This window comes from Caballeronia sp. KNU42 (genome assembly GCF_053760385.1).
Genome location: NZ_CM132388.1, coordinates 1,076,041 through 1,097,633, shown reverse-complemented (window position 1 = coordinate 1,097,633; position 21,593 = coordinate 1,076,041). Strand labels below are relative to the sequence as shown.

Annotated in this window: 19 protein-coding genes; 11 read left to right on the top strand and 8 right to left on the bottom strand. The window is 60.5% G+C overall.

Annotated elements, in window-relative coordinates; translation table 11 throughout:
• Window positions 1–15: 15 nt before the first annotated feature.
• The gene (locus tag ACSOSP_RS04845; RefSeq protein ID WP_455309840.1) at window positions 16–1,317 is read right to left on the bottom strand and encodes a hypothetical protein; all 1,302 of its coding nucleotides are present in this window, start codon (window positions 1,315–1,317) and stop codon (window positions 16–18) included.
• 472 nt (window positions 1,318–1,789) lie between these two features.
• Here ACSOSP_RS04845 and ACSOSP_RS04840 point away from each other — a divergent pair, with 472 nt between their 5' ends.
• The 7 genes from ACSOSP_RS04840 to ACSOSP_RS04810 all read left to right on the top strand — a co-directional run bounded on the left by ACSOSP_RS04840 (window position 1,790) and on the right by ACSOSP_RS04810 (window position 8,391).
• A complete protein-coding gene (locus ACSOSP_RS04840) occupies window positions 1,790–2,617 on the top strand; it encodes a sugar phosphate isomerase/epimerase family protein (RefSeq protein ID WP_455309839.1) in 828 nt (275 codons plus the stop codon).
• A 44-nt stretch (window positions 2,618–2,661) separates the two neighbouring features.
• Window positions 2,662–3,639: a sugar kinase gene (locus ACSOSP_RS04835; RefSeq protein WP_455309838.1), complete on the top strand. Its 978-nt coding sequence runs from the start codon at window positions 2,662–2,664 to the stop codon at window positions 3,637–3,639.
• A gap of 65 nt (window positions 3,640–3,704) precedes the next feature.
• Window positions 3,705–5,003, top strand: coding sequence for an MFS transporter (locus ACSOSP_RS04830; protein WP_455309837.1), 1,299 nt, complete (start codon window positions 3,705–3,707; stop codon window positions 5,001–5,003).
• Window positions 5,004–5,058: 55 nt separating this feature from the next.
• Entirely contained in the window at window positions 5,059–6,027 is a 969-nt protein-coding gene (locus ACSOSP_RS04825; RefSeq protein WP_455309836.1) for an NAD(P)-dependent oxidoreductase, read from the top strand.
• Window positions 6,028–6,107: 80 nt separating this feature from the next.
• Window positions 6,108–7,157 (top strand): LacI family DNA-binding transcriptional regulator, encoded by a 1,050-nt coding sequence (locus tag ACSOSP_RS04820; protein WP_455309834.1) that lies wholly within the window; start codon window positions 6,108–6,110, stop codon window positions 7,155–7,157.
• Window positions 7,158–7,175: 18 nt separating this feature from the next.
• Entirely contained in the window at window positions 7,176–8,021 is an 846-nt protein-coding gene (locus tag ACSOSP_RS04815; RefSeq protein ID WP_455309833.1) for a YhfC family intramembrane metalloprotease, read from the top strand.
• Between the two features lies 1 nt (window position 8,022).
• Window positions 8,023–8,391 (top strand): DUF3022 domain-containing protein, encoded by a 369-nt coding sequence (locus ACSOSP_RS04810; protein WP_031356352.1) that lies wholly within the window; start codon window positions 8,023–8,025, stop codon window positions 8,389–8,391.
• 26 nt (window positions 8,392–8,417) lie between these two features.
• Here ACSOSP_RS04810 and ACSOSP_RS04805 read toward each other — a convergent pair whose 3' ends face one another.
• Together ACSOSP_RS04805 and ACSOSP_RS04800 are read right to left on the bottom strand one after the other, a co-directional pair.
• Window positions 8,418–8,855, bottom strand: a complete 438-nt coding sequence (locus ACSOSP_RS04805) for a PGDYG domain-containing protein (protein ID WP_455309831.1) — start codon at window positions 8,853–8,855, stop codon at window positions 8,418–8,420.
• A 201-nt stretch (window positions 8,856–9,056) separates the two neighbouring features.
• Window positions 9,057–9,584: a Spy/CpxP family protein refolding chaperone gene (locus ACSOSP_RS04800; protein ID WP_455309829.1), complete on the bottom strand. Its 528-nt coding sequence runs from the start codon at window positions 9,582–9,584 to the stop codon at window positions 9,057–9,059.
• Window positions 9,585–9,904: 320 nt separating this feature from the next.
• Between ACSOSP_RS04800 and ACSOSP_RS04795 the strand changes: the two genes are divergently transcribed.
• Together ACSOSP_RS04795 and ACSOSP_RS04790 are read left to right on the top strand one after the other, a co-directional pair.
• Window positions 9,905–10,366: an Lrp/AsnC family transcriptional regulator gene (locus ACSOSP_RS04795; RefSeq protein WP_031356349.1), complete on the top strand. Its 462-nt coding sequence runs from the start codon at window positions 9,905–9,907 to the stop codon at window positions 10,364–10,366.
• 171 nt (window positions 10,367–10,537) lie between these two features.
• Window positions 10,538–11,647: a saccharopine dehydrogenase C-terminal domain-containing protein gene (locus tag ACSOSP_RS04790; protein WP_455309827.1), complete on the top strand. Its 1,110-nt coding sequence runs from the start codon at window positions 10,538–10,540 to the stop codon at window positions 11,645–11,647.
• Window positions 11,648–11,681: 34 nt separating this feature from the next.
• Here ACSOSP_RS04790 and ACSOSP_RS04785 read toward each other — a convergent pair whose 3' ends face one another.
• Window positions 11,682–12,980, bottom strand: coding sequence for a cation:proton antiporter (locus ACSOSP_RS04785; RefSeq protein ID WP_455309825.1), 1,299 nt, complete (start codon window positions 12,978–12,980; stop codon window positions 11,682–11,684).
• Window positions 12,981–13,347: 367 nt separating this feature from the next.
• On the opposite strand from ACSOSP_RS04785, the gene ACSOSP_RS04780 reads away from it, so the two are divergent.
• Window positions 13,348–14,244: a LysR substrate-binding domain-containing protein gene (locus tag ACSOSP_RS04780; RefSeq protein ID WP_455310852.1), complete on the top strand. Its 897-nt coding sequence runs from the start codon at window positions 13,348–13,350 to the stop codon at window positions 14,242–14,244.
• Here the strand turns inward: ACSOSP_RS04780 and ACSOSP_RS04775 are convergent.
• The 4 genes from ACSOSP_RS04775 to aldA all read right to left on the bottom strand — a co-directional run bounded on the left by ACSOSP_RS04775 (window position 14,211) and on the right by aldA (window position 19,937).
• The gene (locus ACSOSP_RS04775) at window positions 14,211–15,875 is read right to left on the bottom strand and encodes a GMC family oxidoreductase (RefSeq protein ID WP_455309824.1); all 1,665 of its coding nucleotides are present in this window, start codon (window positions 15,873–15,875) and stop codon (window positions 14,211–14,213) included. The two genes, ACSOSP_RS04780 and ACSOSP_RS04775, sit on opposite strands and share 34 nt — an antisense overlap.
• 18 nt (window positions 15,876–15,893) lie before the next feature.
• Window positions 15,894–17,111, bottom strand: a complete 1,218-nt coding sequence (locus ACSOSP_RS04770) for a mandelate racemase/muconate lactonizing enzyme family protein (protein WP_455309823.1) — start codon at window positions 17,109–17,111, stop codon at window positions 15,894–15,896.
• Window positions 17,108–18,439 (bottom strand): MFS transporter, encoded by a 1,332-nt coding sequence (locus ACSOSP_RS04765; RefSeq protein ID WP_455309821.1) that lies wholly within the window; start codon window positions 18,437–18,439, stop codon window positions 17,108–17,110. The genes ACSOSP_RS04770 and ACSOSP_RS04765 overlap by 4 nt, the downstream gene beginning before the upstream one ends.
• A gap of 73 nt (window positions 18,440–18,512) precedes the next feature.
• Entirely contained in the window at window positions 18,513–19,937 is a 1,425-nt protein-coding gene (gene aldA / locus ACSOSP_RS04760; RefSeq protein ID WP_455309820.1) for an aldehyde dehydrogenase, read from the bottom strand.
• 258 nt (window positions 19,938–20,195) lie between these two features.
• On the opposite strand from aldA, the gene ACSOSP_RS04755 reads away from it, so the two are divergent.
• Window positions 20,196–21,593 carry an FAD-containing oxidoreductase gene (locus ACSOSP_RS04755; protein ID WP_455309818.1) on the top strand — a complete coding sequence of 466 codons (1,398 nt, stop codon included), beginning with the start codon at window positions 20,196–20,198 and terminating at the stop codon, window positions 21,591–21,593.

Here is a 21,593-nt window from a genome sequence, read left to right as displayed (position 1 = left end):
GCTTCATGCAAAAAATCAAGTCTCGGCGTCGTGCACGCTCAACCAATCCTGCAATGCACACCGTACTTCCTCGATAACGCTATTCCAATCGCCCAGTTCGCGCTGACGGAAGAGTCGCATCGACGGATACCACGGGCTATCTGTTCTACCGGCTAACCATCGCCATTCAGTGTTAGCGGCGATGAGCGTCCACACGCGTAGCGCAGCGGCGCCGGCAAGATGAGCCACTGACGTGTCTACTGTAATGAGTAAATCAAGCGAATGGAGTATGGCGAGCGTATCGGTGAAGTCGTCGATAGCCGGGCCCAAGATCTGGACGTCGAATTCATTCGACAGCGATTCGCTTTCATATTCTCGTTCGCCTTTTTGTAAAGCAAACCAGGTTATATCGGTGAGTGCGAATAGCGGCCTCAATGTATCAAGCCGCATAGAGCGAAAACGGTCAAGCGGGTGAGCGGGATTACCCGCCCATACCAAGCCGATGCGTTTATTTCTCACACCCCTTCCGGGCTGCGACATCGCATCAATGCGAGTTTTCCAATGACGCTGGTTATCTCGTGTTGCTGAGAGATAAGGCATTGCAACGGGCAGCATCTGCAAATCAAGCTTCACATGCTCCGGCATTCTTAGCATGTGGCACCAGTAGCAGTAGGTATACGGGCCAGGCGGGAGCGTGGTGAATACGGCCCTTATGCTATCCATGCTGGCCGCCAAGCCAGCTATCGGCTCGCTCACCAGCACATCAACCGTTGCTCCTTGCCGATTTAACCAATTGGCGAATCTCAGGAACTGTATTTGATCGCCACATCCTTGTTCGCCGACAAGCAGGAACTGGCAACCGGTAACAGGCTCACCGTTCCACTCAAAAAATGTGGGGCTAATCGGTTGGTGCGCGGCGCCGGGAATTTCGTAGAACCATCGATAACGCTTCCAGCCTTCGTCATATTCGCCAAGGGCGAGCTGCACCCCTGCGAAGTGAAATTGCATATACGGGTTGTCGGGCAAAAGCCGGGCGGCTTCCATACCGTGCGGCCGACTTTCGATGGTTTTTCCACGCATGCCCAACGAGCGCGCCGCATTGTGATGTAGCAAAGGATGTGTTGGATTAACGGCTAGTCCCTGTCTTGCGACGCTACACGCTTGCGCGAATCTATCGTTTGAGTTCAAGACGAATGCCAGTGACTTGAGCGCGTTGGCATTATCGGCGAATCGCGTTCTCAAGTCCGTGACAGCTTCTTCAAACTGGCTGATGAGATTGCCCTTCGATAGAGCGGCGATAAGATCAAGGTCTTCTTGGAGGCTATCCTGCTCAAGCATGATTTTCTGTTCTTGGATGGTGCCGGATATAGACCCTAAGACCGTATCTGCGACACGGGAGCATTGTTTCGGCGCCCTTGGCTCATTACGTGTGAGTAACGGTGAGCGTTACCGGTTTAGATTTCGCGCTTACGATAACGTCCACCAGCTTACTTTGGGCAACAACGGCAGTAAGCTTCCGCCATCAAAATAGGAGTTTTCCTAGGGCGTGGGGCAATTTGCGTGTCCAGTTGAATGTAGTGGCGGGCGACATGAATGCCCGGAAGTGTTCTGACCGGCGAAGAAGGGCACTGCAAAGTAGGTTCTGGCCCGATTTCATACTGCGCAGGAAAGAATGCGCCCTAGGGATTTCCAGAATAGCGCCTCTCGACCCCCCGGCGCATCATCCGAAATTATCCGGACGCGTCACGCGTCTTTTTTGAAATTCGTTCTTGGAACCGGTTCCATTAGCCGGTTAAAGGCAAATTCCACTGTGGAACACGGCAATTTTGGAAATCTGATCAAAAATACCCGGGCCAATGCGACCGTCCCTGTCGTTATCGTGGCGAGCGCATTTGGCGCGGAGTCGATCCGCCGCGACGGCCATGCAGCCTGGGCGGAAGTCGCAGCAAAAGCCGGCGCGGCCGGCTTCGAAGTCCGCCGCGAATTGTTCTCCTATAAGACTCAATCCCAGCCCGCGTCCCTCTACGAACTCGGTCAGCGGATCAGGACGGCCGGCATCTGGCCCGTCTATTCCACTCCCGCGGCCCTTTTCGACGATACCGGCGCCCTCGATGAATCCGCGATGGAGCAGACCCTGGACGAGGCCGCTGCACTGGATGCGCGTATTGTCAAATTCCAGCTCGGCGGGTCGGAAAGCGCCGGCATGGCGACGGATTCCTCGACGCTCGATCGCCTGATCGCCGGCATCCGAAATTCCGCCGCGCGGGTTGTCGTCGAAAACGGCCAGATGAAAGCGGGCGGCACGATCGATGCGTTCTCCACGTTGTTCGAGGCGCTGGACACTCGCTCGCACACCCTCTCCATGACCTTTGACACTGGCAACTGGCGCTGGGCGCAGCAAGACCCGCTCGAAGCGGCGAGGCGCCTGGCCAAATACGTCGGTTACGTGCATTGCAAGGCGGTGCAGGGCGAAGGCGCACGGCGTTTCGCGACGGCGCCCGCCACCGACGACGCGCAATTCGCCGAGCTGCTGGCGCATCTGCCCACCGGCGCTGTGCGCGGTATCGAGTTTCCGTTCGATCAGGACAATCTCGCCGCCGATGCTGCTCGCTACGTTGAACAACTCGCATCGGCCTGAAAATCGGCTCGATCACCCCATCAATGAATAACGAAGGACCGCTTATGACAAGCTCTCTCGATGTCGTGACCTACGGCGAAGCCATGACGATGTTCGTCGCCGCCGAGACCGGCGATCTCGCGAAGGTCGGCCAGTTCACCAAGCGCGTGGCCGGCGCCGACCTGAACGTTGCGATCGGTTTGTCGCGGCTCGGCTTCAAGGTCGGCTGGATGAGCCGCGTGGGAAAGGATTCGTTCGGCCGATACGTGCTCGACGTGCTCGCGCAGGAAGGCATCGACGCGGGTTGCGTCACCATCGACGACCGTTATCCGACCGCTTTCCAGCTCAAATCGAAGAATGACGACGGTAGCGATCCGGCGATCGAATATTTTCGCAAAGGCTCGGCGGCGAGCCATATGTCGCTTGACGACTACGTGGCGGACTACGTGCTGGGCGCACGCCATTTGCATCTGACGGGGGTCGCACCGGCCATTTCGGCAAGCTCGCGAGAACTCGGATTTCACATGGCGCGCGAGATGCGCAAGGCCGGCAAGACCATCTCCTTCGATCCGAACCTGCGTCCCACGCTCTGGCCGTCACGCGAAGCGATGGCCGAGTCGCTGAACGCGCTGGCCGCGCTGGCGGACTGGGTCATGCCGGGCGTCAGCGAAGGCAAGATCCTGACGGGTTTCACGAAGCCTGAGGACATCGCGCGCTTCTATCTGGATCAGGGAGCGAAGGGCGTGGTGGTCAAGCTCGGTGCGCAAGGCGCGTACTTCCGGACCGCGGATAACGACGAAGGCACGGTGCCGGCGATCCCCGTGAAAAATGTCGTCGATACAGTCGGCGCCGGCGATGGTTTCGCCGTCGGCGTAGTGAGCGCCATGCTCGAAGGGCGCGACGTGCGGCACGCGCTGACACGCGGCAACCGCATCGGTGCGCTGGCGATCCAGGTGATCGGCGATAGCGAAGGCCTGCCGACCCGCAGCGAACTCGATGCGCTGGAACAAGCCAAAGGCGCGCCAGTCAACATCGCCTTATAAGGGCGTTTCATTGCCCCCCGCAGTCACAGAGCACACAGAGCAAAAAGCCAAGGACGGAGACAATCATGCAATCAGCCAGTGTCAACACCAGTAAGCCCGCGCTCGCGGTGCGCCGTTGGTGGACGATCATGCCGATCGTGTTCATCACGTACAGCCTCGCGTATCTCGACCGTGCGAACTTCGGCTTCGCCTCGGCGGCCGGTATCAATCACGATCTCGGCATCAGCAAGGGGTTGGCGTCGCTGATCGGCGCATTGTTCTTCCTCGGCTATTTCTTCTTCCAGATTCCCGGCGCGATCTACGCCGAGCGTCGCAGCGTGAAGAAGCTCGTGTTCGTGAGCCTGATCCTCTGGGGCGGCTGCGCCGCGCTGACCGGCGTGGTCAGCAACATCCCTTCGCTGATGGTGCTGCGTTTCATGCTCGGCGTCGTGGAAGCGGCCGTGATGCCCGCGATGCTGATCTTCATCTCCAACTGGTTCACGAAATCCGAGCGCTCGCGCGCCAACACCTTCCTGATCCTGGGCAATCCGGTGACGGTGCTGTGGATGTCGGTGGTATCGGGTTACCTGATCAACTCATTCGGCTGGCGTCACATGTTCGTGGTGGAGGGCGCACCGGCGATCATCTGGGCGGTGATCTGGTGGTTCATCGTGCAGGACAAGCCGGCGCAGGTTAAGTGGCTGTCCGAGCAGGAAAAACGCGATCTGGACAACACGCTGCGCGCGGAACAAGCGGCGATCAAGCCGGTCAAGAACTATGGCGAGGCGTTCAAGTCGGCGGCGGTGATCAAGCTATCGGCGCAGTATTTCTGCTGGAGCATCGGCGTGTACGGTTTCGTGTTGTGGCTGCCGTCGATCCTCAAGAACGCTTCGACGTTCGGCATGGTGGAGACCGGCTGGCTGTCGGCGGTGCCGTATCTTGCTGCGACTATTGCGATGATCGCAGCGTCGTGGGCGTCGGATAAACTCGAGCGCCGCAAGTTGTTCGTATGGCCGTTCCTGCTGATCGGCGCATTTGCTTTCGCGGGATCGTACTTGCTTGGATCGACGAGTTTCTGGGGCTCCTATACGCTGCTCGTGATCGCCGGTGCCGCCATGTACGCGCCTTACGGTCCGTTCTTCGCGATCGTGCCCGAGCTGTTGCCGAAGAACGTGGCGGGCGGCGCAATGGCGCTGATCAACAGCATGGGCGCGCTTGGATCGTTTGTCGGTTCGTATGTGGTTGGCTACCTGAACGGCGCGACGGGGTCGCCGGCAGCGTCGTATGTGTTCATGAGCGCGGCGCTGGTGGCAGCCGTGATACTGACGCTGATCGTGAAACCGCAGCCGGTCGCAGCCGCCGCTAAACTGGCCACACGTGCCTGAGACGGCAGAGACATTACAAAGCCCCAACATTCTTGATTCCACAGGACTTGTTTCGATGAAAAAGAAAATCGTCGCGTATAAGCCGTTGCCTGCGGACGTGCTCGCGTATCTGCAGGAACACGCGGATGTCACGACCGTTGACCCGAAGCAGCACGACGTCTTCGTGGCCGCATTGAAAGACGCCGATGGCGCGATCGGCGCGAGTGTGCAGATCACACCGGCGATGCTCGAAGGGGCGACGAAGCTGAAGGCGCTGGCAACGGTTTCCGTTGGCTTCGACGCCTTCGATATCGCCGACCTGAACCGCCGCGGCATCCTGCTCACGAACACGCCGGACGTGCTGACGGAATCGACGGCGGATACGGTCTTCGCGCTGATCCTCGCGAGCGCGCGCCGCGTTGTGGAACTCGCGGAGTGGGTGAAGGCAGGCAAGTGGACGAAGAGCATTGGCGAAGACTGTTTCGGTGTCGATGTGCAGGGCAAGACGCTCGGTATCATCGGGCTGGGGCGCATTGGCGGTGCGGTGGCGAGGCGTGCGTCGCTCGGTTTTCGCATGAACGTGCTGTACACGAACCGCAGCCCGAATGCGCAGGCCGAACGCGATTACGGCGCGAAGAAAGTCGAGCTGGACGAGCTGCTGACCACCTCGGACTTCGTGCTGCTGCAGGTACCGTTGACGGCTGAAACGCGCAACCTGATCGGCGCGGAGCAACTGAAGAAAATGAAACGCAGCGCGATCCTGATCAACGCATCGCGCGGACCGACGGTGGATGAAGATGCGCTGATTCAAGCACTGCTGGACGGTACGATCCTCGGTGCAGGCCTCGATGTGTTTGTGAAAGAACCGCTGCCCGCCGACTCGCCGTTGCTCAAGATGAAGAACGTGGTGGCGCTGCCGCATATCGGCTCGGCCACGCACGAAACGCGCCACGCGATGAACAGGAACGCCGCTGAGAACCTGATCGGTGCGTTGAACGGTACGCTGACGAATAACATGGTGAATCCGGAAGCATTGAAGCGCTGAGCGGCTTGATCGCCAAGCCCGCTGCATTAGACAAAGCGCGCCTTGGCGCGCTTTGTTTTTATCGGATGTCGAACGAGAACATGGCACGAGACAACTTTTCGAATGACCGGCGCGCGACCATCACCGACGTCGCGCGCGAAGCCGGCACCGGCAAGACCAGCATCTCGCGTTACCTGAACGGCGAGACGGGCGTGTTGTCGACGGAATTGCGCGAGCGCATAGAAGAGGCGATCGCGAAGCTCGATTACCGCCCGAACCAGATGGCGCGTGGTCTCAAACGAGGCCGTAACCGGCTGGTCGGCATGCTGGTCGCGGACCTCACGAATCCTTACTCGGTTGAAGTGCTCCAGGGCGTGGAGGCGGCCTGTCACGCGTACGGTTATATGCCGCTGATCTGCCACGCTGCAAACGAGGTCGATCTCGAACGGCGATACCTGCAACTGCTGACCACGTACCGCGTGGAAGGCGTGATCGTGAACGCGCTCGGCGTGAAGGAGGAGACGCTGGAAACGCTCACTCGCGGCGGCGTGCCGGTCGTGCTGGTGGATCGCTCGGTTGAAGGCGTCGTCACCGACATGGTCGGGCTGGACAACATCGAAGCGGTGCGGATGGCGGTCCGGCATCTGGTGAGCCACGGTTTCGATGAACTGCTCTTTATCGTCCAGCCGTATGCGCAGGTCAGCTCGCGACGCGTGCGCGAAGCGGCATTTCGTGACACTATCGGCGCGCTCGGCGTTTGCGGAGCCACGATCGTGCTCGATCTGGATAATGACGAAACCCTCGCCGAAATCGATGCGCGCATTGACGCCGCTCAACGGCTGAACCGCCGTGTAGCGCTGTTTGCGGCGAACGCGCCGGTAGCATTGCGGCTCGCGCTGCACCTGAAGGAGCGTCATGGCGCCGACTGGCAGCGACAAGTGGCGCTGATGAGTATCGATGACTCCGAGTGGGCCGAGCTTGCCGGCATGACGACCGTGCGTCAGCCGACCTATACCATAGGCGAGCGCGCGGTCGAATTTCTGCACGAGCGCATAGAGGGCGCGGTCGTGGCGCCGCGAGAATGCCTGCTGCCAGGCGAACTGGTTGTGCGGGCATCCACCTCAGCTTCAACACCACGCGGCAGTACATAGTTCTAAGGAATTCAATTAATGGTAAGTGCCTTGACGCTGGTCTGTATCACCCTTGCGACGCTGCTGATTGCCGCGTTGCCTATCTGGTTGTATCGCAAGACAAAACCCCGCTTTGGTTTTGAGCGGCGCGACGTGATTGTCGGGATCGCGGTCGTTGCCCTGTTTTCGATGGTGATCGAACGCGGCCTGCACGGACTCGTCCTGAGCAACGCGACCACGGTCGGCCTGCTGCTGAACCCGGCCATTTTCGTGATCTACGGTGCGCTTGCGACGGGTATTTGCGAAGAAGTCGGGCGCTACGCCGGCATGAAATGGCTGATCAGGCGCGATCCTGCCTCATTGCAGCGCCCGGGCACGGCGCTGGGTTATGGAATCGGCCACGGCGGGGCGGAAGCGTGGCTCGTCGGCGTGCTGGTGCAATTGCAGTGGATCCTCTACGCGCTGCTTGCCGATCGCGGCACGCTCGACCAATATTTCACGAGCGTCCCGGCTGAGGCGCTGCTGCGGATGCACGCCGTGCTTGGCAGTCTCGCGCCGGAAACGGCCGCGTTGTTCCTGGTTGAGCGGGCGGCGGCGTTCGTGTTCCAGGTGGGGTTGTCGGTGGCGATGTGGCACATGTTGCGTGAGCGTTTCCGCTTCACGCTGCCGTTCATGATCGTGGCGCACGCGCTGATCGCGCTGCCGGTTGCGCTCTATCAGGCACGCTTGATACCGCTGCTCGCCGCCGACGCCGTGTATCTCGTGTTCGGGTTGATCGTGATGCGTGCGCTGCGGCGCTATTTCCTGGGCGTGTCGGCTGCCGCGAATCGAGCGGCGCGCGTGGCGGGTGTGACGGACGTGTCGAGTGGAAAGGCCGGAGACTGAGATGGACGACGAATATCAATACGACTGCGCGAGCGCCGACATCGAATTGCTGGCGCGCGTGGTCAGCGACCTGTTTCCGGAGCAGACGCAATTCTCTGAGCGCCCGGGCGACGACGGCCAGCTTTCCCTCGTGATTCATTACGTAGCGATGCGCTTCGGCGCAACGGCGCGCCGTATTGCCATCGATATCCGATTTGACCCCGCCGCACTCGCGCGTTACAGGGCGATGCCGCCACGTATGCACGCGCGCAGTTATGCGGTGCTGCGCGCTTATGTGGAAGCGACGCTCGGCTCGCTCGAGGAGATGTACGCCGGCGGGGAAACCGTGCCGCGCACGGTGGAGATCGATATAGGCGAGGATTTCGCGTGAGCGTCGAGCAGCGCCGCTTTGCGTGTCTATAAAGCGCGCTTGTAAACCTTCGCGAAACGGGCCGCTTTGACCACCCCGTAGTCGCCCGGCGCGTATTGCATGACCCAGTCGCCCGCTTCGCCGTGAAGCACATCGCCGGCTTCCGAACGCGCGATTGAAAACGCTTCGTGCATTTGCTTCGCCAGGACCGCGACCGGCACGTTGCGGTATGCCCCGGCATGACCATGCGTGACGCCGTTGTGCGCGACGTACTTTGCATCGAACCGATCCCGCGATACCACCCAGCGCTCGCCGGTGGCGCCCGTGATCAATGCATCGCCTGGAGCATAGCGGTTCGGGCCTTCCAGGCTCATCAGCGAGCCGGGTTCTTCGGCAAACCGGACCGCGACGGTTTCGTCTTTCACCACGCGATGCGCGGCGGGATCAGCGATGAGGTCGAGGCGGGTAAGGGTGATTTGTGTCATGCGGACGTAATGGGAACTGGGAACTGGAAACTGGAAACGCTGAATCGATAATAATCCGCGATCGTAACGCCAAGCACCCGCTTATGCATACCGCAATGTGAAAGCGCCCGCATCGACACTACGATGCGGGCGCTTTTCCACGTGCTCACGCACATCAACTGCAAGAAGTCCGGTCTTCAGATCACGTTGTTACCGGAATAATCAGGGCTTGGTGGTCGAAGCACCATCAGCCGCTGCGGCTGCCGGCGCCTTGCGATGCGGCGCGCGGCCCTTGTGCTCGCCCGGTTTGCCCGACTGGTGGAAGCTTGCGTCGGCGATTTTCTTCTGCTCGGGTGAAAGGCTTGCGTACAGCGGCTCGAAGGCATCGACCAGACGCTTCGTGCCGTCCGCGTGTGCTTGCGTGATCTGCTCGTACTGCTTCATGTCGTCGAGCGCGCTCGTGTTGCCGCCCAGCGCCATGCGTTGACGGTACAGGTCACCCATCGTGTGGCCGTTGTCGCGCATGACGTCGGCGAACTTGTTCCATTGCTCGTCCTGGGCAGGAGTGATCTTGAGCTTGGCATGCAGTTCCGAAATACGTTGCTCGACGCGTGCTTCACGTGCCTGGCCGCGTGCCGAATCCGGCGCCGATGCGCCTGCGGGTGCAGCCGGCGCGGCCGGTGCGGACGATTGGGCGAAAGCCGTGGAAAGGGCCAGCGAGGCAGCCAGTGCAACGAATGTTTTTTTCATGGGTGACACCTTGGGTCCATTGAGAAGGGGCAAGCAATACACGAAAAGATAACGTGTGATGGTTGGCCGACGGCGCTATTAATATCACGTTAGCGCGCGAGGTTGCTTGAGTTGCCACAACTGCTTACAACCGATACGACTGCGAAAAAAACGCGTTGAAGGCGCAAACCGGGAGCAATCCGGCATCAAGCCGGGTTCACAGCGGTAGGAGTTTAACCAAGAAGCAGGGGCGGCCGCAGTTTGATGCGCTCGTGTTTTAATGGCTCTGCTGTTCACGCTTTTGTCACGCTCAAACAAAATCAAACAAAGGATCACGCCCCATGCGACCGCCGCGCCTCGATCAGCTCGACGACATCGACCGGAACCTTGTTGCGTCTTTGCAGGTGAACGCCCGTGAAAGCGTGTCCGAACTCGCGCGTCAACTCGGCATTGCGCGCACGACGGTGATCGCCCGGCTCGCGCGGCTCGAGAAGACCGGTGTGATCGCAGGCTATGGCGTGCGGCTGGGACAGGACGTGCTCGATGCCAGCATCCAGGCCTATGTGGGCATCAAGCTGGCGCCGAAGTACGGTCGCGATGTGCAGAAGCGCTTCGCCAGGATGCCCGAGATGCAGCTGCTTTGCGCGGTGAGCGGTGAGTTCGATTATGTCGCGTGGCTGCGTGCGGACTCTCCGGACCGTCTGAACGATCTCCTCGATGAAATCGGCGGCCTGGAAGGCGTCGAACGCACGACGACGTCGATCATCCTTGCTCGCAAAGTGGACCGCGGCGGCTTGGGTTAGGAGGCTGTTCGAAGGGTTTGCAGAGTGATTTCATACAATTTGTCGCGATAGATCGTCAAAACGTCGAAACTGATAGTCGATTCGCATCATTTTGTGTCTTTTATCAATATTCATGCGCTCCTAAACTGGTGGTCGGAGATTGCCTCTCGACCGCCCATCAAGGAGATAAACATGAAAATAGCCCTCATCGGCGCCGGCCTGATTGGCCAAAGCATTGCTCATCTGCTGCGTGAAACCGGCGACTACGACGTCGTCGTTTTCGACCGCGATACCCACGCGCTCGAACTGCTTGAAGCGCAGGGTATTCCCACCCGCCGTGTCGATTCCGCCGATGCCAACGCGCTGCGTCTCGCGCTTCAAGGCTTCGACGCGCTCCTCAACGCGATGCCGTATTACCTCGCCGTCACCGTGGCGACGGCGGCGAAGGCTGCCGGCGTGCATTACTTCGACCTGACCGAAGACGTGCGGGCGACCCATGCGATTCGCGCTATCGCCGACGATTCCAGCCATGCTTTCATGCCGCAATGCGGTCTGGCTCCGGGGTTCATCGGCATCGTGGCGCACGACCTGGCGAAGCGCTTCGCCGAGGTGCGCGAGGTCAAGATGCGGGTCGGCGCGTTGCCTGAGTTTCCGACCAATGCGTTGAAATACAACCTGACCTGGAGCATCGACGGGTTGATCAATGAATATTGCCAGCCGTGCGAAGCTATTCGTGACGGCAGTACGCAATGGGTGCAGCCGCTGGAAGGGCTGGAGCATTTTTCGCTCGATGGCACGGAGTATGAGGCGTTCAATACATCGGGCGGACTGGGCACGCTCTGCGAAACGCTGGCCGGCAAGGTGGAGACGCTGGATTACAAGTCGGTGCGTTATCCGGGGCATCGTGAGCTGATGAAGTTCCTGCTCGACGACTTGCGTATGTCGAGTGATCGCGACGGATTGAAGGCGATGCTGCGGCGTGCGGTGCCGGCGACAGCGCAGGACGTGGTGCTGGTATTCGTCACGGCAACCGGCATGCGCGACGGCCGTCTCGTGCAGGATGTATTCACGCGCAAGATCTTCGCGAAGAACGTATGCGGCGTGCCGATGAGCGCCATTCAAATCACGACCGCCGGGGCGATCTGCGCGGAGCTGGATCTGTTCCGCGAAGGCGTGTTGCCGCAGAGCGGTTTTATCCGTCAGGAACAGGTGCCGCTGGAAGCGTTCCTGGCGAACCGGTTCGGGCAGTTGTATGAGGGCGCAAGCACGCTGGGCGTTGTCCGGCAACTGCACGCGGCCTGATCCGCGCGGGTGGTTTTTGCTCCTGAGCGACAACCTACCTGCTATACCGGTTCATCAGCGGCGTCGACGTAATGCCATGCAGGATTACCGACGCCGCGATTACGCCCAGCACCAGCGGCGCAAGCGGTTCAACCGCACTACGAGGCGCGCGCTCCAGTGCGTACATCAGGTAATAAAACGACCCGACGCCGCGAATCCCGAACCAACTGGTGAGCAGCCGTTGCGATCCCGTCGCCGATGACCCCAGCAACGAAGCTTGCACCGACACAGGCCGCGCCACGAAAAACAATAGCCCGACCACCGCAGCGCCTTGCCACGTAAACAGCCGGTCCCATACGTTGGCGAGCGCGCTGCCCACCATCAGCATGACCGCTACTTCCGCGATTCTTTCTAGTTCTATCGTGAAGCCCAGCACCCGTTCCGCGACAAACGCATGCGCTCGGTCTGGATCTGAGGCGGTTGCGCTCACATCTTCAGTATCGATGACGCCAACCGCTTCATGCGCAGACTTGTCGCCGCTCGCCTTTTGCTCGACGCGCCGCATCGCAAGTCCCGCAGCAAACACGGCCAGGAACGCATACGTGTGGATCAATTCGGCGACGCCATACGCGAGCGCGATCAAGCCCAGCGCATAAAACCCCTCGGGTCCAAGAGCCAGGCTATGGCGAGTGCGCAGCCACGCAATCAAACGCACCGCAAGGTCGCCCAGCAGCCAGCCGACTGCCAACGCACCGGCAACACCCCAGACGGCATCGCTGGCGAAATGCCAGCTCAGCGCCTGCTTGGGCGATGCCTCGTAGTTGCACACCGCAATCCCCAGCAGTGCAAACGGCAGCGCGATTCCATCGTTCAAACCGCCTTCGCCGGTGAGCGAAAAGCGCAGCAGGTCGACATCGCCTGGAACCTGCACTTGTACGTCGTGGGCAAGTACGGGATCGGTCGGGGCGAGCATCGCGGCAATCAGCAACGCGGGTCCCCAGTTCATGTGCAGCAGATAGACGCCTGCGAGCGTCATGATGGCGATCGTCGCCACCATCGCGACGAGGCCAAGGCGCACGGGCAATAACCAGATGCGGTCGGTAGGCGGTACGCGCAGGCGCAGTCCGATCGCGAACAGAGACACGAGCATGGCGACTTCGGTAATCCGGCGCAGCAGGGTGGCTTCGCCCAGCAGATCGATTTTCAGCAGGCCGACGCCGAACGGACCCAGCCCGAAACCAATGGCGAGATACACCATGGCGCTGCTGATCGGCAATTGTTTGAACGTCGAACTGGCAAGCCCCATGAAGATGAGAACACCGCCGACGACGAGAAACCATATCGTTTCGGTCATGAGAGCCTGAGGTGAATGCAGCTTATGTGTATGCGTGTTCTTTTGCGAGCAAGGGTCATGCCACAGGCTTTACCGCTACGGATTGATTCAAGGTTAACCGGTATCGCGCCCAAGACCGCTGGCCGAAATGATTTCGATCCGGGGATCTCATCGCCGGATAGGGGTAGCGCTGCACAAGGCACGGGCGTGCAATGAACGGATAATGGCGCACCTGCATCCATCGATCCGGCGCGAAGATGTCAAATCGCGACAATTCAAGCGGATGGCTGAGTAAGATCACGCGGATATCCGCTCAACTGACGCCCGCGGCTCAACGGCTCAAGTGTCAACGAAACAACGACCTTTCCGATCCATCGTGAAACGTAAAATGCCCGCGCTCAACGCGCTCAAAGCCTTCGAGGCGGCCGGTACCACAGGCAGCTTCACCCGTGCAGCCGAACTGCTGAACGTCACGCAAAGCGCGGTCAGCCGGCAGGTCCGGCAACTGGAGGAGCAACTCGGCGAGACGCTGTTTTCCCGCCGTCATCAGCATCTGGTCCTCACGCCGAGCGGTCGCGTGCTGCTGCGCGCGTTGCAGCAATCCTTCGACAAGATCGAATTGACGGTGCGCGCGATCAGCCAGAAAAACGACGTCAACCGCTTGCGCATCAACGTCCCGCCAACCTTCGCGGCGCGCTGGCTGGTGCCGCGTCTCGGGCGCTTGCGCCAGGCGTTTCCGCAGCTCGACCTGAGCATCACGACGCGCGTGGAGGACGGCATCACGGATTCGAACCGCCTCGATTGCGCGGTGCGTTTCGGCGATGGCGAATGGAATAACCTCGAAAGTACCTTGCTGATGCACGAGCGGCATATTGCGGTGGCGTCGCCCGCTCTGCTGGATCGCGAGGGCGTGGATGCACCGGTGGACCTGAACCGTTTCACCCTGCTGCATGTTCTATCGGGAGAGGATCAGCGCTACCTGACCTGGCAGCACTGGCTGGACGCTGCGCGCATAGAAGGTGTCGACACGGACAACGGACACGAATTCGACCTGCTTGATTTATCGATACGAGCGGCCATCGACGGCATGGGCATTACCATTGCCGATCGCCACATGATCGCGGCCGAACTGGCGTCCGGGCAATTGCGGCAGGTGCTGGATGTGGAGATAGAAGGGCGCCAGTCATACTGGTTCGTGCTGCGTCCCGAGCAGCGTGCAAGCGGGACGCAGCGGCAGTTCCAGCAGTGGCTTCAGGCCGAAGCGGCGGCCAGCGCTTCGCGTTGAACGAAGGTCGGCGTAGCGGCATCGTCGAGAATCATTTGCGCGCCTTTTTCCGCCACCATCATCACCGGTGCATTGATATTGCCGGACGTGACGTTCGGGAAAATCGACGCATCGACAATACGCAATGACTCGATGCCATGCACGCGCAGACGCTCATCGACTACCGCGGTCTGCGGGTCCGGGCCCATCGCGCACGATCCGCACAGGTGATAGATCGAGCCGCTGTTCTCGCGGAAGTACTGCAGCATGGCGGCGTCGTCGTCATCGGGCACGACTGACGCGCCCGGCAGCGTTTCTTCCACGGTCACCGCGCGCAACGCCGGGGCCTGCATGATCGAGCGGATCAGCCGGCTGCCCTGGATCACTTCATCGATATCCTTTTGCGTCGTCAGGTAGTTCGCGTGAATCAGCGCGGCATCGTTCACGTTCGTCGATGCAATCTCGATCGAGCCGCGGCTCGTCGGACGGCACGGATTGAATGCAAGCAGGAAACCGGGATACGGCTCGGGTGTGAGCTGTGAGCGGTTTGATTTCGGAATCCGGTACGACAACGGATTGAAGTACAACTGCAAGTTCGCGAGCGGGCTGGCCGGATCGGTGCTGAAGAATCCACCGGCCTGATTCACGCTCATCGCAAGCGGTCCCTTGCGTGTCAGCAGGTATTGCAGGCCGAGCTTCAGCTTGCCCAGAAGCGAACCGAAATCACCGTTCAGCGTAGGCATGTTCGCGCGATAGTAGTAGCTCGCGCAGAGATGATCCTGCAGGTTCTGGCCGACAGCAGGCAGCGCATGCACGACGGGAATCCCGTGGCGCGCGAGCAGTTCCTTCGGGCCGATGCCGGAGAGTTGCAGCAGCTTGGGCGTATCGACCGCACCCGCGCACAAGAGCACTTCGCGCCCGGCGTGGAAGGTCCGCTTGATGCCGTTCTGCGATACCTCGACCCCTGTCGCGCGCCGTCCATCGAACAGCACGCGCGACGTCAGCGCGTGATGTTCGATATGCACGTTCGAGCGCTTCAACGCCGGCTCCAGATAGGCCACGTTGCTCGACGCACGTTGACCCTTGTGCGTGTTTACATCGTAGACGCCGGCGCCTTCGATCTTCGATCCATTGAAGTCGTCGTTGCGTGGAACCTTGAGTTCATCGCAGGCATCGAGGAAGTGACGCGTGATGGCGTGGATGCCGCGTTTCATCGATGTCACGTGGATCGGGCCGCTTGCGCCATGCACGGCGGTGTCGCCCGCTTCGTGGGTCTCCAGCTTGCGGAAATACGGCAGCACGTCCTTATACGACCAGCCTGCGTTGCCCGCAGCGGCCCAGTCGTCGAAATCACGGGGCGCGCCGCGCACGTAGATCATCGCGTTGATGGAGCCGGAGCCGCCTTGCACCTTGCCGCGCGGCGCATAGATTTTCCGGTCCGCCAACTCGGCTTCCGGCTCGGTGTAATACATCCAGTTGCAGCCCGGATCGTAGTAGGTCTTCGCAAACCCGACTGGAATCTTGAACCAGAACGAGTCAGCCTTGCCACCCGCTTCGAGCACGAGCACGGAGTATTGTCCCGACGCGGACAGCCGCTCGGCGAGAATGCAACCGGCCGATCCCGCGCCGACGATGATGTAGTCGTAAGTCATGATGTTATGTACTCGGCCTCAGCCTTTGGCCGGAGAAGAATCCCGGACATCGGCAGGCTTGGACGCCATCTGCAGATGCAGACGTTCGCCGGTGTAAGGGGAGTGCGCGCGCACCACGTCCATGTTCAGTTCCACGCCCAGTCCCGGCGCCTTCGACGGCACGATATAACCGTCTTCCCATTGAATCGGCGTCTTGAGAATCTCGGCGTGAAAACCGTCCCACGTGCCGATGCTTTCCTGGATCAGGAAATTGGGCGTGCAGGCGGCGAGCTGGATGCTGGCGGCGGCGCCAATGGGCCCGTTGTACAAATGCGGTGCGATCTGTGCGTAATAAACTTCGGCGAGGGCGGCGATCTTCTTGCCTTCGAGCAAGCCGCCGCAGCGCGCCACGTTCAATTGCAAAATGGACGCCGCGCCCGCTTGCAGCAGCTTGAAGAACTCATACTTGGTCGTCAGCCGCTCACCTGCCGCGATCGGGATGCTGGTATGGCGCGAGACTTGCGCCATGGCGTCTTCCTGACCGGGCGGCACGGGCTCTTCGAACCACAACGGGTCGTACTTTTCCAGGCGTTGCGCGAGCCGGATAGCGGATGATGGAACCATCTGCCCGTGCGTGCCGAACAGCAGGTCGCATCGATTGCCAACTGCCTCGCGAATGCGCTTGCAGAAGGTCTCGCAGCGTTCCAGCACGTCGAGCGAAAGCTGATGGCCCGAGTACGCGGTGTACGGACCGGCGGGATCGAACTTGACCGCGGTGAAGCCGCGATCCGCGTTCTGCACGGCGCATTCGGCGGCGAGATCGACATCGTCGTAGTCGTATTCGCCTGCAGCATTCTTCGGATAGAGATACGTGTACGAGCGCAACCGTTCATTGACCAAACCGCCGAGCAGCTCGTACACCGGCTTGTCCGCCGCCTTGCCGATGATGTCCCAGCACGCCATCTCCAGCCCGCTGACTACGCCCATCATCGTGAGGTCGGGGCGTTGCGTGAAGCCGCTCGAATACGCTTCGCGGAAAAAACGCTCCACGTGGTGCGGATCGTGGTCTTGCAGATACCGTCCGAACACGTCGTCGATAATGTGCGCCATCGCTTTCGGATGGAACGTCGCCGAATAAATCTCGCCCACACCTTCGATCCCGCAAGCCGTTTTCAGCTTCACGAAGATCCAGTACATGCCGCCCAAATGCGGCGGTGGTACAGCGACGAAATGCGTTTCGAGAGAGACGATTTTCATTGGAGGGCGTCCTTTGCAACGGTCGTGCGCATGCGCTTCAGTGCGAGTGCGGCAATGCCGCCAATCACGCTGATCGCGGCGATGTAAGAGAAGTAGAACTGGTAGCCGAGAAGGCCGGGAAAATGCTCGGTAGTCCAGCCGTTCACGAGCGGCAGGAACACATCGGGTGAATAACCGATCAGTGAAACAAGGCCGATCGCCAGGCCGGTGATCCGCAGCGGAATGCCGCATTGATCGAGCAGCGACCAGTAGAGCCCGCGAATGGCGTACGTCAGGATGCCGATCAGCAGCACCACGACGGCGATGATTGCAACGCCCGCATGCGGATCGATATGACCGAGCGTAGGCAGCACAACCAATGCGACCAGTCCGAGCGCGGCGAGAAACAGCGCGCTGGTCAACACGCCAAGCGTGGAGAAACGATCACCAAGATAACCGCCGCCAATCCCGCCAATCGGGCGCATCCAGAGCTTGAGCGTGGTGAGCGTGCCGGCCATGACCACGGTCATCTTCAGGTCCCCGACTTGCAGATAAGCGGAGAAGCTATAAGTAGCCCAGAAGATCTGGTAACCGCAGAACACAATGGCCGCCATCAGCCAGAGTTGCGGAATGCGCATCAGCGTGAGGAGATCGCGCCACAACGAATGGTCATGCTTGAGATTGTCTGCCGCTTGCTGTTTCTCCTGCGCTGTTGCGGGCGGTTCTTTCACCAGCGCCATCAACAATCCCAGCGCAATGCAAACACCCGAATACAGGTAGACGACGTATTTGAAGCCTACATCGGTCGGCAGGCCGTGCTTCTCGGTAGCGGTCGCGAAGATCACCAGCGCAACGGTTGCAAGCAATGCCTCGATCAAACCGCGTCCGCCGTCGAGCAAGCCGAAGAACCGGCCTTGCTCGTCGTGCGCGGCGATGGTCTTGACCCGCTTCAGGATGGAAGCCCAGAAGGTCAGGCCCGTGGTCAGTCCCCAGCAGCAGAACACAGCGAGCAAAACGGGGAAGCTGGGAGCGGTTGAATAAACCAGTCCGAGGCCGCCGGTCGCAATCAACGAAAAGCAGATCAGGAAACGCGGTGCGATGCGGTCGGCAAGCCAGCCGCTCGGCAAATAGCTGATCAGGAAAACGGTGCCGAGTATCGAATACAGATAACCGAGCTGGCTATTGTCGATGTGAAAAAACTCGAGCATCGGCGTCTGGTAGACCTGACGCAAATACAGAAGCGGGTAGATCGCGCCCGCGGCAATGACCAGCAGCAGGAGCTGCATGTATCGCTGCGCGCGGGTTGTATCGGCGATTGACGGCGTGATGCCGGCCAGGGTCTTTTCCATAAGAAGTCTCCTTCGGCTGCTCGCGATGAGCGCCGTTTTTATAAATGTTCGGGTGCGTTGGATTGGTTAGGTATCAGTACTTCATGACGACGAGACGCGTCTGCGTGAATTCGAGCATGCCGTGCTTGCCATCGTCGCCGCCGAGGCCCGAGCGTTTCCAGCCGGCATGAAAGCCTTGATACGGATCGGCGGGCGTGCGGTTCACGTACAGTTCACCAGCTTCGATCTCGTTGGCCACGCGCATCGCGGTGCGGTAGTTCTCGGTGTACAGCACGGAAGACAAACCGTATTGATGGTCGTTGGCCATCGCGAGCGCGTCGTCAAGCGTGTCGTACGAGATCACCGGCAGCACCGGTCCGAAGATTTCTTCGCGGACAATTTCCATGTCGTGGCGGCAATTGATCAGCAGCGTGGCCGGATAGAAATTGCCGGGGCCGTCGGGCAGCACGCCGCCGGTGGCGATCGTCGCGCCTTCGGCAACCGCGCGCTCGACCATCGCGTGAGTGTTGCGCTGCGCCGAACGGCTGACGAGCGGCCCCATCTTCGATGCATCTTCCGAGCGATCACCGCAACGCACCGCATGCATCTTCGTGCGCAGCAATTCGACGAAACGGTCATGCACGCTGGCGTGGACATAAACGCGTTCCATTGCCGTACACAACTGTCCGCAATGCGTTGTCTTCGATGCCACGATAGCGCTCGCCGCCGCTTCAAGATCGGCATCGGGTTCGATGATCGCGGGCGCCTTGCCGCCGAGTTCCAGCGATGGCTTCGCTATGTTCGCCTTGCAATAATCGAGCACGATGCGCCCGGCGCTCACGCTGCCGGTCAGCGTAATCATGCCCACTGCCGGATGCGTGCAGACCGTGCCGGCGGTGGCGTGGTCCATCGCGAGCACGTTGAAAATACCCGCGGGCAGACCTGCCTGAAGCGCCGCTTCGGCGATTTCGAAGGCGGATGCCGGCGTGTTATTGCTCGGCCGCACGACGACCGCATTGCCCGTGATCAACGCGGGCGCGATCTTGCGCAGCAGGGTATACACGGGGTAGTTGAACGGAATCAGGCAGGCCACCACGCCAATCGGTTCGCGATGCAGCACGAGGTTTTCGTTCGGGGTATCGCTGGGAATGACTTCGCCTTCAATCCGGCGCGCCCATTCCGCGTGATACCGCGTGATGTCGGCGGCGTAGCGGGCTTCGTTTTCCGAATCGGCCACGCTCTTGCCGGACTCAAGCGCGAGCGCCGCACCGATCTGCGGAGCGCGCTCGACGATGGCATCGGCGAAACGGCGCAGATGTTCTCCACGCTCAATCGCCGTCAGTGCGCGCCACTTCTTTTGCGCACGCGAAGCAGCTTCGACCGCGCTCAGCGCGTCGTCCTGCGACGCGAGCGAGACACGCGCGATGACGGCCGACGTGGCGGGATTGATGACTTCGGAGAAAGAGTCTGATTGCGGCTCGACAAAACGGCCATCGATGAAATTACGGTAGGTGCGCATCGTGATTGCCAGGAGGGGTGAAGCGCCGCGGGCGTCCGCAGCGTGAATGGCGTAGTTTTATCGGCGCGACACTCGGCCACAAGCGATTAAAACTCGACCCGCCCATGCGGAAAACGCACTGAAAGGCGCGCGGTAGGTGCGTGGTAGGAGCGTGGTTTCATGCAGCGAGATCGCCGATGGCGAGCTAACATGCAAAAACATCACGTTTGTTCACTGATCCGCGCTGATCCGGCCCGGCCATTCACTGGGGAGACTCGCATGTCACAGCACTTCGACGCTATCGTGATCGGCACCGGCCAAGGCGGCGGCCCGCTCGCTGTGAAGCTGGCCGAAAGCGGCCGGCGGACCGCCGTGATCGAACGGCATCTGTTCGGCGGCACCTGCGTGAACGTGGGCTGCACGCCGACCAAGACGTACGTGGCAAGCGCACGCGCGGCGCACGTCGCGCGTCATGCAGGCGACTACGGGGTGATCGTGGAAGGCGAGGTGCGAGTCGATCTGGCGGGCGTCAAGGCACGCAAGGACGATGTGATTGCGGGGTCACGCAACAGCGTGGAGAAGTGGTTGCGCAGCACGCCGGGTTTGGCCGTGTTCAATGGTCATGGCCGGTTTACGGGAGCGCATTCGGTCAGCGTCATCGGTGCTGACGGCCAGCAACAGGGCCTCGACGCGGACGCGATTTTCATCAATACCGGCACGCGTGCGACGGTGCCCGAGGTCGACGGGCTCGCCAGCGTTTCATATCTGACGAATTCCGCCATCCTCGAATTGACCGAGTTGCCGGCGCATCTGGCGATTGTCGGCGGAAGTTATATCGCGCTGGAATTCGCGCAGATGTTCCGGCGTTTCGGCAGCCGCGTCACTGTCCTCGTCAGGGGGGACCGCGTGTTGGCGCGTGAGGACAAGGACTTTGCTGTGCAGGTCCAGAAGGTCATGACGCGGGAGGGTGTGGAATTTTTATTCAACACGGAGGCGTCGAAGCTCGAACCGGCAGGCAAGGGGATTCGGATCACGCTCAAGGATCAAACGCAGGATCAGAAAAGCATCGAAGCGTCGCATTTGCTTTTCGCAACGGGACGTACGCCGAACACGGATGATCTCGGGCTGGATCAGGCTGGAATCGAATTGAACAAGCACGGTTTGATCGATGTGGACGGAGAGCTTCGTACCCGGTCCGCAGGCGTCTGGGCGCTCGGTGACGTCAATGGACGGGGCGCATTCACGCATACGTCGTACAACGACTATGAAGTCATCGCGTCGAATGTGGTGGACGGTGAGGCGCGCAGCGTCGATTCACGCATCATGTGCTACGCGGTTTTCGTCGATCCGCCGTTTGCACGCGTGGGGATGAGCGAGACGGAAGTGCGCAAGGACGGCCGGCGTGCATTGATTGCCACCATGCCGATGTCGCGCGTCGGCCGGGCGCGCGAACGCGGCGAGACGGACGGCTTCATGAAGGTGCTGGTGGATGCCGAATCGAAGAAGATTCTTGGCGCGGCCATGTTCGGTATCGAGGCCGATGAAGCCATTCATACGTTCATCGACATCATGAATGCCGATGCGCCTTACACCACGCTGCAACGCGCGATGCATATTCATCCGACCGTCAGCGAATTGATTCCCACGTTGCTCGGCATGCTTGAACCGATGAAATGA